Annotated in this window: 15 protein-coding genes; 8 read left to right on the top strand and 7 right to left on the bottom strand. The window is 57.2% G+C overall.

The genetic code is table 11. The features are described 5' to 3' along the window. Positions 1-129 precede the first annotated feature (129 nt). The 5 genes from CIK74_RS13950 to CIK74_RS13930 form a co-directional block, all read right to left on the bottom strand. Positions 130-639 carry a hypothetical protein gene (locus CIK74_RS13950; protein WP_205738290.1) on the bottom strand — a complete coding sequence of 170 codons (510 nt, stop codon included), beginning with the start codon at positions 637-639 and terminating at the stop codon, positions 130-132. A gap of 712 nt (positions 640-1,351) precedes the next feature. Next, positions 1,352-2,170, bottom strand: a complete 819-nt coding sequence (locus CIK74_RS13945) for a CPBP family intramembrane glutamic endopeptidase (RefSeq protein ID WP_096256813.1) — start codon at positions 2,168-2,170, stop codon at positions 1,352-1,354. A gap of 102 nt (positions 2,171-2,272) precedes the next feature. Continuing rightward, the gene (locus CIK74_RS13940; protein WP_096256812.1) at positions 2,273-2,974 is read right to left on the bottom strand and encodes a demethylmenaquinone methyltransferase; all 702 of its coding nucleotides are present in this window, start codon (positions 2,972-2,974) and stop codon (positions 2,273-2,275) included. Between the two features lie 58 nt (positions 2,975-3,032). After that, positions 3,033-4,004 (bottom strand): SRPBCC family protein, encoded by a 972-nt coding sequence (locus CIK74_RS13935; RefSeq protein WP_096256811.1) that lies wholly within the window; start codon positions 4,002-4,004, stop codon positions 3,033-3,035. An 11-nt stretch (positions 4,005-4,015) separates the two neighbouring features. Continuing rightward, the gene (locus tag CIK74_RS13930; protein WP_096256810.1) at positions 4,016-4,354 is read right to left on the bottom strand and encodes a helix-turn-helix domain-containing protein; all 339 of its coding nucleotides are present in this window, start codon (positions 4,352-4,354) and stop codon (positions 4,016-4,018) included. Positions 4,355-4,649: 295 nt separating this feature from the next. Here CIK74_RS13930 and CIK74_RS13925 point away from each other — a divergent pair, with 295 nt between their 5' ends. The 5 genes from CIK74_RS13925 (at position 4,650) to CIK74_RS13905 (ending at position 9,731) form a co-directional block, all read left to right on the top strand. Then, positions 4,650-5,870 (top strand): GAF domain-containing protein, encoded by a 1,221-nt coding sequence (locus CIK74_RS13925; protein WP_096256809.1) that lies wholly within the window; start codon positions 4,650-4,652, stop codon positions 5,868-5,870. A 109-nt stretch (positions 5,871-5,979) separates the two neighbouring features. Further along, positions 5,980-7,503, top strand: coding sequence for an aldehyde dehydrogenase (adh, locus tag CIK74_RS13920; protein ID WP_096256808.1), 1,524 nt, complete (start codon positions 5,980-5,982; stop codon positions 7,501-7,503). Positions 7,504-7,652: 149 nt separating this feature from the next. Continuing rightward, on the top strand, positions 7,653-8,684 hold the full coding sequence (gene adhP / locus CIK74_RS13915; protein ID WP_096256807.1) for an alcohol dehydrogenase AdhP: 1,032 nt from the start codon (positions 7,653-7,655) through the stop codon (positions 8,682-8,684). A gap of 159 nt (positions 8,685-8,843) precedes the next feature. Then, the gene (locus CIK74_RS13910; protein WP_013347532.1) at positions 8,844-9,269 is read left to right on the top strand and encodes a DUF779 domain-containing protein; all 426 of its coding nucleotides are present in this window, start codon (positions 8,844-8,846) and stop codon (positions 9,267-9,269) included. A 9-nt stretch (positions 9,270-9,278) separates the two neighbouring features. Beyond that, a complete protein-coding gene (locus CIK74_RS13905) occupies positions 9,279-9,731 on the top strand; it encodes a pyrimidine dimer DNA glycosylase/endonuclease V (RefSeq protein ID WP_096256806.1) in 453 nt (150 codons plus the stop codon). Positions 9,732-9,751: 20 nt separating this feature from the next. On the opposite strand, the gene CIK74_RS13900 is transcribed toward CIK74_RS13905, so the two are convergent. After that, on the bottom strand, positions 9,752-10,735 hold the full coding sequence (locus CIK74_RS13900) for a diaminopimelate dehydrogenase (protein ID WP_096256805.1): 984 nt from the start codon (positions 10,733-10,735) through the stop codon (positions 9,752-9,754). 329 nt (positions 10,736-11,064) lie between these two features. On the opposite strand from CIK74_RS13900, the gene CIK74_RS18815 reads away from it, so the two are divergent. Then, positions 11,065-11,208 carry a hypothetical protein gene (locus CIK74_RS18815; RefSeq protein WP_170947891.1) on the top strand — a complete coding sequence of 48 codons (144 nt, stop codon included), beginning with the start codon at positions 11,065-11,067 and terminating at the stop codon, positions 11,206-11,208. Positions 11,209-11,338: 130 nt separating this feature from the next. Here CIK74_RS18815 and CIK74_RS13890 read toward each other — a convergent pair whose 3' ends face one another. Then, a complete protein-coding gene (locus CIK74_RS13890) occupies positions 11,339-12,004 on the bottom strand; it encodes a GntR family transcriptional regulator (protein ID WP_096256803.1) in 666 nt (221 codons plus the stop codon). 126 nt (positions 12,005-12,130) lie between these two features. Between CIK74_RS13890 and CIK74_RS13885 the strand changes: the two genes are divergently transcribed. After that, the gene (locus CIK74_RS13885) at positions 12,131-14,965 is read left to right on the top strand and encodes an FAD-binding and (Fe-S)-binding domain-containing protein (protein WP_096256802.1); all 2,835 of its coding nucleotides are present in this window, start codon (positions 12,131-12,133) and stop codon (positions 14,963-14,965) included. Positions 14,966-15,454: 489 nt separating this feature from the next. Continuing rightward, positions 15,455-16,369 carry an ECF transporter S component gene (locus CIK74_RS18565; protein ID WP_141392966.1) on the top strand — a complete coding sequence of 305 codons (915 nt, stop codon included), beginning with the start codon at positions 15,455-15,457 and terminating at the stop codon, positions 16,367-16,369. Positions 16,370-16,377: the final 8 nt, after the last annotated feature.

Genomic DNA, 16,377 nt, shown 5'->3' with positions numbered 1-16,377 from the left:
ACTTTTTCACAAGCCACCCCAACATCACTCTTCCACGCTTTCAGTGCTACAAGACCGTGGTCTGCAAATATCCGAATGGTAAAGTTGCCCCCTACTAGATGAACCTAAGCGATGAACACATCACCAGGTTCATCGCTTAGGTCCGTAGTGCAATTCCGTTACGGTACGTTTTTCCCAATAAGCAGAAAACTCAATAAACACCCCTGCTTCCTTGTCGAAAATTGCATAAGCAGTGATATCTTCAGATTCTTGATCCACCAGATCTACCCGGATGATATCGCCATAGTCCCTAATAGATTCAAGCCGGTACAAGTCCCATTTTGCCCCCCATATTGGCATCTCCAAAGGGAAAAAAAGCTCGACTGCCCGATGCTTCTGGGAAGGATCATTCGCACCTCGTTCAGTTTCCCCTCTGTAACGGAAGGTTTTGCCTTCTTCTCGGGTGTAAGAAAACCTGTGTCCGCCTGAACTCAAGAACTGCCAAGAACCGCTTTGATGGTTCACTGTAACTTTGCCTTTTTCAGTGTTTCCCGCGACTTCCACGATCTCCACCACAGCTGAAAAATCACGGTGGTGTCGAGCTGAACGCGCAGCACTCACTAGCGACCTCAGGGTTTCAAAAGAACCTTCACTCATCATTTCTCCATTTCAACAAGCAAAACTACATCAGTACGAAGTTTCAGGGACGTTCCTACCTTATAAATCATTACTTCATCATGGCCATTACATAACTGCTGACCAGAATTCATTTATTGGGCCTAAGCTTTCGGCTAGTCAGTAACGATCATTGCCCTACATTCAACACCACATGCTCGCGCTTCGAACAGTACAGATTTCCGCTTCGTCTCTTATGGTCTATCGTTCGTAGCCTTGGTCGGATGAACGGCGTGGCTGTGGCGGAACATATTCCCTAACACTCTTAACAATCTTTTTTCCGGGGCTTCGGGTGGTCGGTGCGTTAGGAAAATCTGAGACCCGCCGTTTCGCCCGCTGAGCTGCTTTTTCTGCGGCATCCTGGGCTTCGCGTTCCTTTAGGGGTGGCTTGTGAATTCGTTGAATATGCGACGCTAGGGAACTCGATGTCCGTAACGTGCGTCCGCAAGGCGATGGCGAAGCTTCCGCAAGACCCGAACTCTTCGGGTGAGAATCCTTGTCAGTTGCTACGTGCGAACCAATGTAATGGTTTTTGACCATTAGAATATCCTTCGCCCGCGTACATCAGATGCTTGCTGTGAATGGAACGGGTCACGGGTCAGAAAAAGTCCTACTTATAGCGGAGAATCGCGCTACCGTCGGATATTTTACTTTTTCACAAGCCACCCCTAACAGCGCAGCGTGAGCGGTTGAGCAGTCAGTACAAGAAAATTGGAAGCCATGCTGGATTGTGGGCATGGACCAGCGCGAGAAACAGCACGAAGTCGAAGATTAGGTGCACCGAGATGACGTAGGTCAGTGACTTGGTCAGTTTGAAGGTGTAGCCCTGCAATAGCGCAAAGGGGAAAGTGAGTAGAGGACCCCAAGATTGGTAGCCGATCTCCCATAAGAACGAGGAGAAGATCACCGCCTGCAAAAGATTCGCTAGCCAGTCAGGGAAGTGCTGGCGCAATAACGTGAAGGTGGTGCAGATGAAGAATAGCTCGTCCCAGATCCCTACGGAGTTAACGCCGAGGAAGAGTCGCCAGAAGATGGTTGGATCCGAGGCATCTGGCCAATTCTGGTAAACGCCGGTACTTATCAAATACACCGGCAGAATGAAGTAGCCCAAGGCTACGACGCCCAGTAGATAAAGTTTGGCAACTAATGGCCATTTACGTCCGGTATTCACCGGAAATTTGATGATCTTTTCGCGGTATACGAATCTCGATACCAGCCAGGGAACCACTACGGCCAGTGCCAGCGCGCCGCCCATCAGTGCCATATGTCCCAAGCTTAAGTCGGCGTTTAACGGGACCAAGCTGATGATGGCCAGCCCTGCGGCTATGAGCGCCAGGTGGCATGCGAGCCTGCGGTCGATAAAGGCAGCCGTAAGCAGGCTCAACACAAGCAGACCATAGCCCAACAGATCGTTTTCAACGCCGAAAAGTAGCACGCCGGATACCGCGAGTAAGGCCGCTGGCAGTAGTTTCCAACTCAGGGCGGTGCGTGGTGCTTCACTAGCGAGCAGGCTCATGCACCCAAGCATGCCAGCAACACAAACGAAAAAACATCGTTAAAAACTTTCGGTTCGCATCCAGCGTTGGATGCGAACCGAAAGATCAATTCTGCGGAAGGGCTACTTCCAAGCGCGGTGTACGGCGACAATGCCGCCGGTCAGGTTACGGAACTCGACGTTCTTCCAACCGACGTTGATGAACTTCTGTCCTAGGTCTTGCTGGTTTGGCCAGGCAGCGATGGACTCAGCCAGGTAGGCGTAGGCCGTCGGGTTTGGCGAAACGATGTATCCCAAGGCTGGGATCACGCGAGGCAAGAACTGCTTGTAAGCCTGCTTGATCGGAGTCATTGTGGGGGTGGAGAACTCTGCCACCACAATGCGACCGCCCGGCTTGGTCACGCGGTGCATCTCCGACAGAGCCTTCTCGGTGTCGGAGATGTTGCGCAGTCCGTAGGAGATGGTGACCGCGTCAAAGGAGTTGTCCTCGAATGGCAGATCGGTACCGTCGCCGTAGACGAATTCAAGCTGCGGGTAGCGCTTGCGACCCTCGGCAAGCATGCCGTGGGACATGTCGCAAGCGGTCACCTTTGCGCCGGCCTTGGCCAGCGGCACCGAGGAAGTTCCGGTACCCGCGGCAAGGTCAAGAATGCGCTCGCCGGGCTTCGGTGCGATCGCCTCGGTGGTGATCTTGCGCCAGTAGTTCACAATGCCGCCGGTCATCAAGGTGTTGAGCAAGTCATAACGTGGCGCCAACTTGTCGAACATGTCCTGAACCTGGGTGGCCTGCTTATCCAAGCCTGCGCGTGAATTGTGGGAAGTCATGCTTCCAAGTGTTTCATATTTGCGCGCGCCCGCGTGCCGGATGTGGGGCGAATCGCGCTTAGAGCAGCGATTCGAGCCGTGCGTAGCTGGCCTCCATCCCGTTAGTCATTCCGGTGGCTAGCACCATGTCTCTGGTCTGGGCATCCGGATAGGTGATGACGACGGACAGCAGCGTACCCGCGGTAGTTTCGGTGAACGTTGATTCGTTGATGGTTGCTGGGTAGTCGGTGTCGATCATTTGCTCGGTGGTCCGTTCGTAGGACTGCGGCAACTGTTCTAGCAGTGTGCCGGTGAAACCGAACCACTGCTCCGCGGTGCCGGATTCCGGTTCCCAGTGGTAACGGTAGCTGTCGCCAACAGCCTCGGGTGGGGCACATTCAGTCATTCTCCAGCCGTCGGGGCCGAGCAGCCAGCGTTTCATAAGCTGTGCATCGTGGTGCGCCAGCCACACCTGTTCGCGGGTTCCTCGGATAATCCGGCTGACGCGAACCTGGGTATCGGAGAGGAGCTGAGCCTCGGTGGTGAAATTCTTTGAGTAGTCACGCAGATCGCTGAGCACCTGTTCGATCTGGCTCATGGCCGAACGAGTCCCATCGATCATGCCCATGGCTACAACTTGTTCTAAGGCCTCCATGGAATCGAAGTTTGAAGTGATGGTCAGCTTGCTTCCCGAATCTTGCGGGTCAAAGGAAAAGGTGGTGCGCGTGGTGGGCAACTCGGTGTTCGGGGAGCCATCGGAATGCGCGAAACCGTCGGTGACTTCGAAGAACTTCTGCTCAACGATTTCGTTCCATTCCCAGTAGCCGTGGAACTCTTCTCCTTCGGGAGAGGTCATATGGTAATTGGTGCGACCACCTGACACTGCATCGTGCCGGGTGAAAGTCGCGGGGTACTCAACCGGTCCCCAGAACTTTTCAATCTGGCGCGGATCGAGGTAGGCGTCCCAGAGACGGGAAACCTTCACGCCAAACTCGGCGTGTACCGTGAGCGTGAGGGCTTGGGCATCTTGGATAACTGAAGTGACGGGCATGAGATTACTCCTTAAGTTGCCTCGTCGGCGAGGAAATCGTCGAGCCGGTTGATGCGCTGGCGCCAGATTTCTTCGAGGGATGAAAGTAACTGCTGGGCGTGCCGGATCGTGTCCGGCTGACCTCGAACAATACGTTCGCGGCCACGTGCGATTTTGCTGACCAGACCAGCGGACTCCAAAAATGCCACATGCTTCTGGACTGCGGCAAAAGACATGTCGTAGTCGGCGGCCAGTGTGGAAATACTGACCTCGGCGTGCAAGGTTCGCGCCACGATGTCTCTTCGTGTGGCGTCTGCCAAGGCGCGGAAGACCTTGTTTGTCTGTTCTTCGCTCAATTCATATACAACCATTTGGTTGTACGATACTCTCAACGACGAAGAAATGGAAGGGGATCAAGGATGAAATTCTAAGAAATGACCTTGGTGAACTTATCCCTAAATGTTGGCAATTTATAGGTGACTTATCTATTTGTTTTAATGGGTTTAGACGTAGCAGGCTCAACCTCGGATAGGACCCTGTTTGTGGGGGCAAGGCCCCTGAAAGTGAACCCGTATGTTGAGAAGAAGATAGCTCTTCTCAAGTCCCACGTAGTCGCCTAGGCTGGTGAGCACTGCAGAAATCCAGGTTGCTGGATAGAGGAGAGTTATGGGCGAGTCCGCCATAGATTGGTCCGGCGCATCGCGTCGCGCCCAGCACGCGCATGAGCTTTTGGAGACGCGAGAGGCAGGGGTGGCAGAACTTCCACTGCGAAGTGATGTGCGTGAATCATGGAAGCGCTCGCTGGCATCTCTCACTGCCGTTCAAGTCCCCTCAGTGCTCAGCGATGATCATCTGAGGCTTGCTCGCGAACGTAGTGAGCTGCAGCGGATTTGGCCGGTTTTTGAAAAACTCTTGGTTCCCGCAGCAACTGACGCCAACCTCTTAGTCGCATTGGCTGACACCGGCGGCACCTTGTTGTGGGTCGCAGGCAGCAATGGCGCCCTGACTCAAGCGGAAGGCGTAGGCTTCATGGCCGGCGCCGACTGGGCGGAAAGGACGGTTGGAACGTCTGCACCGGGAATGGCATTAGCCACCGGTGCTGGATCCCAAGTCTCAGGTGCGGAGCATCTTTACGAAAGAGCTCACCAATACAGCTGCTCCGCGGTTCCCATCCGAGATCCACGCACCGGGCAAGTAATAGGCGCAATTGATCTGACTGGCGGGCCAGATGCCATCGCAACGCATTCACTGCCGCTACTGCAAGCGGCGGTGATGGCTGCGGAAACTCAATTACTCCTGCCTGGCGCTGGAGTAGTGGCAGACCCGGGCTATCTGGATCTTGGCCGCTCCGACGGTGCTCACCTAGGTTCCGTTCCGATCTCCCTGCGCCACGCTGAAATCCTGACGTTGCTAGCACAATATCGAGAAGGGCTGAATACGGCTCAACTTGTCGAGGAGCTATTCGAAAGGCCTGATGCGGCGGCAGAAGGCACCGCTCGAGCCGAAATCGTCAGGTTACGCAAAGTGCTTGGGACGGTCCCGGGGAGAACATTGACCTCGCGACCCTATCGATTGCAATGGGGTTTGCAAACAACAATTGGCCGGCTATGGAAGGCCTTGGAGGAAGGCGATCTCGGCGCTGCCTTGCAGATATATTCGCCAGGGATGCTCGCACGGTCGCAGGCTCCAGGAATCATACTGCTGCGCTACCGTGCCGAGGCGGCCTTGCGTGAAATGGTTCTGGATCGAGGCACCGCCCATCAGCTATTGAACTTGGGCCGCCAGCTGGCTGACTCGGATTTGTTGCGTGCGGCCTTGCGGGAACTGCCAGCTGATTCACCGGCTCGTTCGCTGATCGTTGCCGAGGTTCAAGGGCTGGACGAATAGCGGACTTCAGCTGCAACCTACTTGCAACCTTTACGTGACTAGAGTCACATTCAAGGTTCCGCGGTGAAGACATCGTGGCCAGGATGACTGACTAAGGAGTCGTGCAGCAATGGGCGTTTATGCAAATCCAAACACCGATGGGGCATTGGTCAATTTTAAACCACGTTACGAGAACTACATTGGTGGCGAATGGGTTGCTCCGGTTAAGGGTATGTACTTTGAAAATGTCACCCCGGTAACCGGTAAGGTCTTCTGCGAAGTGGCGCGCTCCACTGCAGAAGACATCGAGGTAGCACTGGATGCAGCCCATGCGGCCGCTCCTGCTTGGGGCAAGACCAGCCCTGCCGAACGCGCTGTCATCCTGAACAAGATCGCGGACCGCATCGAGGAAAACCTCGAAATGATGGCCGTGGCCGAAACCTGGGACAACGGCAAGGCCATCCGCGAGTGCCTGAACGCCGACCTGCCGCTGGCAGTTGACCACTTCCGCTACTTCGCCGGAGCAATCCGCGCCCAGGAAGGCAGCCTCTCCCAGCTCGACGAGGACACCACCGCGTACCACTACCACGAGCCGCTGGGCGTGGTCGGGCAGATCATCCCGTGGAACTTCCCGCTGCTCATGGCCGTGTGGAAGCTCGCCCCGGCCCTGGCTGCCGGCAATGCGATCGTGCTCAAGCCCGCCGAGCAGACCCCGGTCTCCATCCTGGTTCTCATGGAACTGATCGGCGACCTGCTGCCAGCCGGCGTGCTGAACGTGGTCAACGGCTTCGGCGTGGAAGCGGGCAAGCCACTGGCCTCCAACAAGCGCATCCGCAAGATCGCCTTCACCGGCGAGACCACCACCGGCCGGCTGATCATGCAGTACGCGTCGGAAAACCTGATCCCGGTCACCCTGGAACTGGGCGGCAAGTCCCCGAACATCTTCTTCGAGGACATCGCTGCCAAGGATGACGCCTTCTACGACAAGGCGCAGGAAGGATTCACGCTGTTCGCGCTGAACCAGGGCGAAGTCTGCACCTGCCCATCGCGTGCGCTGATCCAGGAAAGCATCTATGACCGCTTCATGGGCGATGTGGTGGCCCGCACCAAGGCCATCAAGCAGGGACACCCGCTGGATACCGACACCATGATGGGTGCCCAGGCATCCAACGACCAGCTGGAGAAGATCCTCTCCTACATGGACATCGGCAAGTCCGAGGGCGCCAAGGTGCTGCTCGGCGGGGGACGTGCGGATCTGGGCGGAGAGCTCTCCGGCGGCTACTACGTGCAGCCGACCATCTTCGAGGGCACCAACGACATGCGCATCTTCCAGGAGGAGATCTTCGGGCCGGTGGTAGCGGTGACCAAGTTCAAGGACTACGACGACGCGATCTCCATCGCCAACGACACCCTGTACGGGTTGGGTTCGGGGGTGTGGAGCCGCAATGGCAACGTGGCCTACCGTGCCGGCCGCGCCCTCCAGGCCGGACGCGTGTGGGTCAACCAGTACCACGCCTACCCGGCGCACTCGGCCTTCGGCGGATACAAGTCCTCGGGTATCGGCCGCGAGAACCACCTGATGATGCTGGACCACTACCAGCAGACCAAGAACCTGCTGGTTTCCTACTCGGAAGACAAGCTGGGCTTCTTCTAGGAGCAGTAGCTGCCACGAGCAGCATGAGATGACAACAGACCTCGAAGGTGCGGGGCCAGCCGGGACAGCGTCCGGGGATCGATTGGCCTCATCCCCCGCACGCCAGCCGGCACCCCGCACCTTCGAATACCATGCAAAGGACAAAGTACATGAGCAAGATGAAAGCTGCAATAGTCGAAGGCTTCGGCGAAGAGTTCCAGGTGAAGGACGCCGAGATCCCCGAGCCCGGCCCCGGCCAGGTGCTGGTGAAGCTGATCGCCTCGGGCGTCTGCCACACCGACCTGCACGCCGCCGAGGGCGATTGGCCGGTCAAGCCGAAGCTTCCGCTGATTCCCGGGCATGAAGGCGTGGGCATCGTGGAAAAGCTCGGCGAAGGAGTCACCGAGGTAGCGCTCGGGGACATGATCGGCAACGCGTGGCTGGCCAGCGCCTGCGGGCACTGCCAGTACTGCCGCACCGGCTGGGAGACGCTGTGCGAAGCCCAGTCCAATGGCGGATACTCCGTGGACGGTTCCTTCGGCCAGTACATGCTGGTGGATTCCCGCTATGCCGCGCACATCCCGGAGGGTTCGGATCCCCATGAAATCGCGCCGGTGCTGTGCGCGGGAGTGACTGTCTTCAAGGGCCTGAAGATGACTGAGGTCAAGCCCGGCCAGTGGGTGGCTATTTCGGGTATCGGCGGACTGGGCCATATCGCGGTGCAGTACGCGGTGGCCATGGGCATGCGGGTGATCGCCATTGACGTGGCCGATGACAAGCTGGCGCTGGCCTCGAAGCATGGAGCGGAAATCACCGTCAATGCCTTCGCCCAGGACCCGGCCGAGATCATCCAGCAGAAGGTTGGCGGAACGCACGGCGTGCTGGTTACGGCGGTGCATCCAAAGGCGTTCGGGCAAGCAATCGGCATGACCCGGCGCGGCGGAACGATCGTGTTCAACGGGCTGCCCGCCGGTGATTTCCCCGCACCCATTTTCGACATCGTGCTCAAGGGCCTGACCATCCGCGGATCGATCGTGGGAACACGGCAGGACATGATCGAGGCGCTGGAATTCTATGCGGCAGGGAAGATCAAGCCGACCTTCCATACCCGCCCGCTGGAAGACATCAACGCCGTATTCGACGAAATGCGCCATGGCAAGATCGATGGGCGCGTTGTCATCGACTACGCCGGCAGGGCGTAGCCGGATCCGCAACGGTTGATGGCACGGTACCGGATGCGGCTTTTCGAAGCGGCATCCGGTACCGGTGTCCTGGCCGAGCGATGGACGGTGCGGCCCAAAAAGAGGACACTGGCCACAACGAGATAAATCCGGACGTGGACAACGAGGCAGGAGCAGGACATGAGCACCGTAACCGAAACGCGCGCCGCAATCGAGGGCGAAGAGTTCTCGCGGGTGGCCTTCACCTCCGAAGCCCTGGACCTGCTGCGCAAGCTGTGGGGGATCCACGGCCCGCTGATGTTCCACCAGTCCGGAGGGTGCTGCGACGGGTCCTCGCCGATGTGCTACCCGGCCGGCGAGTTCCGCACCGGGGGATCGGACATCCGGCTCGGCGTGCTTTCCCTGGACGGCGCTGATGGCACCGCTCTGGGCGACATCGATTTCTGGATGTCCAAGGAGCAATTCGAATACTGGAAGCACACCAAGCTCACCGTGGACGTGGTCAACGGGCGGGGATCCGGTTTCTCCGTCGAAGCCCCGGAGGGCAAGCGCTTCTTGATCCGCAGCGAGATCATCGAGTTCCCGGCTGGCCCGAACCCCGACTAGGCTTGGCCCATGCGACTGTGGTCCCTGCACCCCTCATTGCTCGACGCCAAAGGGCTCGTTGCCTGCTGGCGTGAAACACTGCTGGCCCAGAAGGTGCTCGCAGGCCAGTCCAAGGGCTATACCGGGCACCCGCAGCTTCTCCGGTTCAAGGCGCAGCCCGCCCCGCTGGTGCATATGGGCGGCTACCTGCAGGGCTTGTGGGACGAAGCGGCTGTCCGGGGCTATCGCTTCGACGCCGCGAAGATCCTGCATCCGGCAGCCGCCGCGCAGCTGGAAAAGATCCCGGTCACCCAGGGGCAGGTGCACTTCGAGCGCGAGCACCTGCTGCGCAAGCTCTCCGTCCGGGATCCCGCGCGCATCGCCCGCTTGGAACCGGCAGGGCAGGTGGCCCTGCATCCGCTGTTCGTGCAGGTCCCGGGGTCAGTGGAGGCCTGGGAGAAGGATGCGCTCGCCAGCGGGTGAGCTGCTGGCCCGGCAAAATCCTAGAGCAGCTCCGCGCGCAACTGTGCGGGGGACTTGGGCGAGAGCAGCCCCGGGGCCACATCGTAAACGGTCTGCGCACCGGTGATGCCGCGCTGGTTCATCCGGAAGGCGGCCCGGGCGTAAGCTACCAGCACGCTGGAGGTGAATTCCGGGTTGGAGCCAAGGGCCAGCGAATACTCGATGACCTGTTTCTGGCTCTCGCTGGTGTTGCCCGAACGGATCACGAAACCGCCATGCGGCATGTCCGAGTGCTCGGCGGCGAGGGTCTGCGCGTCGATGAAGTTCACGGTGGTGTCGTACTGGTCGAAGTAGTGTTCCATATTCACAATCAATTCGCGCACGGTGTTTTCATCCGCACCGTCTTCGAGAACAACGTAGCATTCGCGCTGGTGCTTCTCACGAGTGCTCAGTGTGGGGCGTAGTCCCGCACGTACCTGCTCAATCGCTTCCGGGCTAGGGATGGTGTACTGCACGCCGCCGGCAACACCGGGCACGCGGCGTACCGCATCGGAGTGGCCTTGGCTCAGCCCGCGGCCCCAGAAGGTGTATGTTTCCCCGTCGGGAAGCAGCGCTTCACCGTAGACGCGGTTAATTGAGAACATGCCCGGGTCCCAACCTGCGGAGATTAGCGCGGTCTTGCCGGCCGCTTTCGCCGGTGCGTTGACCGTCTCATAATATTCCGGGATGCGCGCGTGGGTATCGAAGCTATCCACGGTGTTGAATAGGGCAGCCATGCGGGGGCCTTGTTCGGGTAGGTCTGATTTTGAGCCACCGCAGAGGATCAGCACGTCGATATCGTCAACGTGGTCCCCCAGGACATCCACCGAGTAGCGTGGTGCAGGCTGAGCCAGCTGAAGGGTATCCGGATCGCGGCGGCTGTAGACGCCCACCAGTTCCATATCCGAATTTTTGGCAATTGCGGCTTGCACGCCGCGGCCTAGGTTTCCATATCCGGCAATACCGATGCGGATTTTTGAAGTCATTTGATTCACGATCCTTTTGATCTGGCATAAGAGCCTCGGTCGATAGCCGGCAGCGGGCAATTAGCCGTGCCGGAGAAGAAGGGGCGAAAGGCGCCGGTCACTTCGCGCCAACTATGGAGTATTCCAAAGAATCACACCGAAGCGTGAATACCTTGCGTCTATATTAATTGCCACACTGGTGAACCGAAACCCTTGGAGACCGGGAAATCCATCAGAGCCCTGCCCTGGGTGTTCACTGTGGCTGGCGCGCCAGAACTGCTAATTGCAGATGGGGCGAGGAAATCGTGGAAATCCAATAGCCGGACACAGATCCTGCAAATGTTGAAGCTATGAGTACTGCACGAGCGGCATCCACCGACTGCGACCATCCGACCGTCTTGCGCCGCGCTTATCTCGTCTGCCAGCTCCGCGGCCACTTCCCGGTCATGGGCGATCATGCCCGTGGTGCCTCCGCAAGCAGTTGCTGGCTGTGAGGATCAAATGCTGAGCTCGGCTCATCCTGGAGAATTATTCTCGTCTTGCCGGGAAGCGCTAGGCCAAGCAACACGCGCTGGGCCTAATCGCCGGGAGTTCCTGCGCTCGCCGGCCGGCACGGTCCGGTCACTATTTGCCGTTCTGCTGGATCAGGTCTAAATGAGCTTCGAGCTTCTTGCTTGCGCGTCCGAGATGGTCAGCTAAGGTACTGGCGGCGCCTTGCGCGTCGCGGGAATTGATCTGGTCCAGCAGCCTTTGATGCTCTGCGGCAATGTTTTCGGTACTGAGCAGGGTGGCATCCTGGACATGCGTCATACATAGGCGGATCTCGTCACTGAGCTGTGCATAGATTGCGCTAGTTCGCGCCGAATCGAGGGCGTTGACCAGTGCCGCGTGGAACTTCAGGTCCGGCTCGATGATCTGCGCGGGCGAAGCGTCGGCCAGAGCAGTGATCTGCGCGTTGGCTTCATGCGCGGCCTGCGGGACATGGCCGGTGCTTGCCAGTAGGCGCACGGCCTCGGCTTCGATAATTGCGCGCGTTTGGTAGATATCCCGAGCATCGGCCGAATCGAGGACGGTGACGCGCGCGCTCTGATGCGCGTTTCGGGTCAGCAGTCCACTGGCTACCAGGTTTTCCAATGCTGCCTTCGCCGTGGGACGCGCGACTCCATAGTGTGCGGCCATGTCTACCTCACCTAGCGGGGTGCCGGGAGGGATTTCACCGTCGAAAATTCTGCTTCGCAAATCGTAGATCATCGCCTGGACTACCGAGACGACACCTAGTCTTGCGGACATGAATTCCCCTTCAAGATACTTGCCAACCCATTGATTATCCCACAAAGAGCACTAATATAGCATGTGTACTTGTTAGACAATATTGACCTTAGGTAGGCTGGGCCTACCAACGCACAGGAGCGCATCATGGCATTGAGCACGCCGGCACTCGGAGAAACCAAGGTTTCCCGAAGCATTCTTGATCTGGTCGCCGAGCCCGACCGCGTCAAAACCACGTCCATCGACCGGGTGGCCTATGCCTCGGACGCCTCGCATTACCTCTACACCCCAGAAGCCGTGGTGATCGCCAAGGATGCGCAGGAAGTCTCGCAGTTGCTGTCAGCCAGCATGCGCGCCGGACAACCGGTTACCTTGCGTTCGGGTGGAACCTCCTTGGCCGGCCAAGCCAGCGGCGACGGGCTGATGCTCGATGTGCGTAGAAACTTCCGTGGCATTACCGTGCTGGATCAGGGAAAGCGTGTGCGTGTGCAGCCCGGTGCGACGGTGCGTCAGGTCAATGCGAGGCTCTCGGTCTACGGTTACAAGCTAGGCCCTGACCCCGCCAGTGAAGCTGCCTGCACGATTGGCGGAGTGATCGCGAATAACTCATCGGGTATGGCATGCGGCACCGAATTTAACACTTACCGCACGTTGGAATCGATGACCTTTGTGCTGCCTAGCGGGACCATGATCGATTCCGCGGCCCCCGACGCAGATGCCAAACTCGCCGCCGCCGAGCCGCAGCTTGTGCAGACGCTGACCCGACTGCGTGATCGAGTACGTGCAAATAAGAATTCGGTAGCTCTTATCGAGAAGCATTTCGCGCTAAAGAACACCATGGGCTACGGCATTAATTCATTCCTCGATCACGATTCGCCGGCGGAGTTGCTAGCCCATCTGATCATTGGTTCCGAGGGCACCTTGGCCTTTGTCGCCGAAGCGATCTTCAGAACAGTTCCCATCCGTAAGCTCGCAATTGCAACCTTGGCGGTATTTGATTCCTTAGATCAGGCCACCCGGGCGCTTCCGGACCTGCTGGATTCTGGCGCGGCAACACTGGAACTCATGGATTCCACCTCACTTCGCGTAGGTCAAAATCTACCCGGAGTTCCCGAGGCAATCATGGGATTTGAAGTCAAAGAACAAGCGGCACTGCTCATTGAATACCATGCAGACCATGACGAAGAACTTGCCGGACTGCAAAGTGCCGGTCAGCGTCTGATAAATTCCGCCGCCCTTCGTGCGCCAGCAATCCTGTCCCAGGACGCTAAAAACCGTCAAGCAGTATGGAAATTCCGTAAGGGGCTCTACGCCTCGGTGGCCGGGGCGCGTGTCTCAGGCACAACCGCACTACTCGAAGACGTAGCAGTCCCCGTCGATACGCTGGCCGAAACCTGCGGCACCCTGCAAGAGCTCTTTGACGAGTATGAGTATCAGGACTCGGTAATCTTTGGTCACGCCAAGGACGGAAATATCCACTTCATGTTGACTGACCGCTTTGAAGGTGACACCGCGCTGAACCGGTACAACGCATTCAACGACAAGATGGTTGAACTGGTACTTTCCAAGGGCGGAAACCTCAAGGCTGAACACGGCACGGGTCGTGCGATGGCACCATTTGTGCGCCGCCAATACGGCGACGAACTCTACGAGGTGATGGTCCAACTCAAGACCGCCTGTGATCCACGAATGATGCTCAATCCGGGCGTTATTATCGATGAAGATCATGCCGCACACATCCGCAACATCAAGCTCAACGAGACCATTGAGGTTGAGGCGGACCGCTGCGTTGAATGTGGTTACTGCGAGCCGGTATGCCCGTCCAAAGATCTGACGCTTACGCCTCGTCAACGTATCGCCGTGCGCAGGGCTATTGCGAAGGCAGAAGCCGAGGGGAATGAAGAACTCGTCGCGGAGCTCGAACGCGACTATGAATACTCGGCGGTGGAAACCTGCGCGGTAGACGGTATGTGTGTCACCGCTTGCCCAGTGCAGATCAACACGGGACTGTTGGTTAAACGGTTACGCCGCGAGGATGCCAAGCCAGCCATGGCTGCTGGGTTCAAGGCTGCTGCTAAGGGCTGGGGTGCGGCAACCCGAGTTGGCTCGGTGGCACTGAGCATGGCAGATAAATTCCCTACCCCGCTGGTCCGCGGAGCTACCGAGATTGCCCGCAAGGTGGTGGGGGAAGACACCGTGCCTCGTTATGACGCAGATCTGCCTAAAGGCGGTAAGGCACGTAAGCCGCTGACGGGAAACCTTGGTGCCCCCGGCGTGGAGCCAATTGCTATCTACCTGCCCGCTTGCGTGAATTCGATGTTTGGGCCTGGCACTGAGGGGCAAGGCGTAGCTCCAGCCTTTGAACAACTGCTGAAGCAGGCCGGCGTCTCTGTGCTGGTTCCGCAAGGGATCGAATCGATGTGCTGTGGCACCCCATGGACCTCTAAAGGATATGAGGACGGCCATGTACTTATGGCAGAACGAGTGCGCGCTCAAGTTCATGCAGCCCAGCCAGGTTTTCGCTTGCCGGTCATTTCTGACGCCACCAGCTGCACCGAAGGCTTTGCTCACACATTAGAGGAGCACGGCTTTGAAGTTGTGGACCTTTTGGCCTTCACTTCCCGTCACCTGTTGGGCAAACTTCCGCCGGTCACGCAGATTGATTCGCTAACTTTGCATCCCACCTGCTCCTCGACTCAAATGGGACTTAATGGGGACCTGCAGAAGGTCGCCGAAGCAGTTGCGCAGAAGGTCAACATCCCGATGAATTGGGGTTGCTGTGCCTTCGCCGGAGATCGCGGCATGTTGCACCCGGAACTGACCGAATCCGCCACTGCTCGCGAAGCTGAGGAGGTGCTTGAGTTGGACGCTAGCGCTCACGCCTCGTGTAACCGCACCTGCGAGTTGGGCATGAGCCGAGCTACCGGCAAGGATTACCGTCATGTAATTGAACTGCTGGCTCAGGCAACCGCAGCGCACTAGCCAAGGCTCCCGCGTTAGCTGACCCTGCGTATCTTGACAGGCAATTAAATAGTTAGGCACCTTCGAAATTCTTCGAAGGTGCCTAACTATTATCCTTTAGCGCTAAAGGGTGCTGATGTTTCCGTGACCAGTCAGCATCTGCCCCCAAGTTTTTGCAGATGATAACTTTAGCCACAGTGCGAGATCGGACCGTAAGCGGTACACCTCTCACGGTCGAAAACCTCAAGTTACAAAAATCTTATCTATGAAATTGTTCTACAAACGAACAAAATCTCATCTCCATACAAGTCCGAACAACAATAACTGTGTACTCAACAGCCCCAGGGGCAATAAGTATGTATATGCGAATCTAGGCATGAATTATTGTTCTGCCCATAGGTGGGTACTTGGCGATAGATAGTTGTAATCGGTGCTGTTTATTAAATCTTCCGTCGTAGAATTAAATCAAAGCGCGGAACATCATCGGGTCCATAAGAAAAGGAAGCAACGGTGTCGAAATCTGAGGAACAGTCGCACTCGACACTGTCGGCTTTTGATCTCATTGCCGAAGATCTGCAACGTTTGCGTCTTGACGCCGGAGACGTTCCCTACGCTGAAATCGTTCGACGTATTTCTAGCCATCGTATTTCGCAAGGCGTTGATCCTGGGGCGTCTCGACCAGCGAGATCAACGGTGTACGATGCCTTTCGAGTTGGGCGTACCCGACTCAACGTGGAACTTATTTCTGAAATTGTCTGTGCTTTAGGTGGCACGGAAGAGGACGTTGAAAACTGGCGCAACCGATGTCTACGGGCCAGAGCTGACCGAGTCACTTATGTGCCGGAGCCTGAAATTCATCCGAATTCTCAAAGTCTAGACATGGTTGAAGACTCGACCATTACGCAGATCGAGGACAGTACACAAAGAAATGAATCTAATAAATCTCGGCGGCTAGGAAGGAGAATGCTGCTGATTGTTAGCAGTACTGCGCTCAACTTATTAGGATTCTGGCTGGTAGCAACACTGGGGATACCGCTTTACCTAGACATGCTGGGAACTGCGATCGTCGCGATGGTTTTAGGGCCTTGGGCGGGAGTTGCCGTGGCTATCGCCACGAACCTCTTGGGGAGTTCGATTACAGATTCTTCTTCGCTGGCATTCATTCTGGTCAATGTCACCGGTGCCCTAGTTTGGGGATACGGAATTCGGTGGGTGCGCCGTGAAAGAAGTCTGAAACGGTACTATCTGTTGACGTTTTTGGTCGCACTATCTTGCAGCGTGATTGCGACGATTCTATTGGTCGTTGTTTTTCATGGTGGAACTGGTCATGCCTCAGAATTAACCCGGACAAATTTGGATTCCTATGGAATGCCGTTGATTGTGACCGTATTTGCGTCGAATCTCCTATATTCCCTATGGCTCTGATTTTTCAA

Source organism: Glutamicibacter sp. BW77 (assembly GCF_002332285.1).
GTDB classification, from domain to species: Bacteria; Actinomycetota; Actinomycetes; order Actinomycetales; family Micrococcaceae; genus Glutamicibacter; species Glutamicibacter bergerei.
This window is presented reverse-complemented; position numbering and strand designations above follow the sequence as displayed.

Excerpts from the sequence above, each read along its gene's own strand:
- CIK74_RS13950 (WP_205738290.1), bottom strand. The coding sequence starts at position 639 with ATGATGAGTGAAGGTTCTTTTGAAACCCTGAGGTCGCTAGTGAGTGCT.
- CIK74_RS13945 (WP_096256813.1), bottom strand. The coding sequence starts at position 2,170 with ATGAGCCTGCTCGCTAGTGAAGCACCACGCACCGCCCTGAGTTGGAAA.
- CIK74_RS13940 (WP_096256812.1), bottom strand. The coding sequence starts at position 2,974 with ATGACTTCCCACAATTCACGCGCAGGCTTGGATAAGCAGGCCACCCAG.
- CIK74_RS13935 (WP_096256811.1), bottom strand. The coding sequence starts at position 4,004 with ATGCCCGTCACTTCAGTTATCCAAGATGCCCAAGCCCTCACGCTCACG.
- CIK74_RS13930 (WP_096256810.1), bottom strand. The coding sequence starts at position 4,354 with ATGGTTGTATATGAATTGAGCGAAGAACAGACAAACAAGGTCTTCCGC.
- CIK74_RS13925 (WP_096256809.1), top strand. The coding sequence starts at position 4,650 with ATGGGCGAGTCCGCCATAGATTGGTCCGGCGCATCGCGTCGCGCCCAG.
- adh (WP_096256808.1), top strand. The coding sequence starts at position 5,980 with ATGGGCGTTTATGCAAATCCAAACACCGATGGGGCATTGGTCAATTTT.
- adhP (WP_096256807.1), top strand. The coding sequence starts at position 7,653 with ATGAGCAAGATGAAAGCTGCAATAGTCGAAGGCTTCGGCGAAGAGTTC.
- CIK74_RS13910 (WP_013347532.1), top strand. The coding sequence starts at position 8,844 with ATGAGCACCGTAACCGAAACGCGCGCCGCAATCGAGGGCGAAGAGTTC.
- CIK74_RS13905 (WP_096256806.1), top strand. The coding sequence starts at position 9,279 with ATGCGACTGTGGTCCCTGCACCCCTCATTGCTCGACGCCAAAGGGCTC.
- CIK74_RS13900 (WP_096256805.1), bottom strand. The coding sequence starts at position 10,735 with ATGACTTCAAAAATCCGCATCGGTATTGCCGGATATGGAAACCTAGGC.
- CIK74_RS18815 (WP_170947891.1), top strand. The coding sequence starts at position 11,065 with ATGAGTACTGCACGAGCGGCATCCACCGACTGCGACCATCCGACCGTC.
- CIK74_RS13890 (WP_096256803.1), bottom strand. The coding sequence starts at position 12,004 with ATGTCCGCAAGACTAGGTGTCGTCTCGGTAGTCCAGGCGATGATCTAC.
- CIK74_RS13885 (WP_096256802.1), top strand. The coding sequence starts at position 12,131 with ATGGCATTGAGCACGCCGGCACTCGGAGAAACCAAGGTTTCCCGAAGC.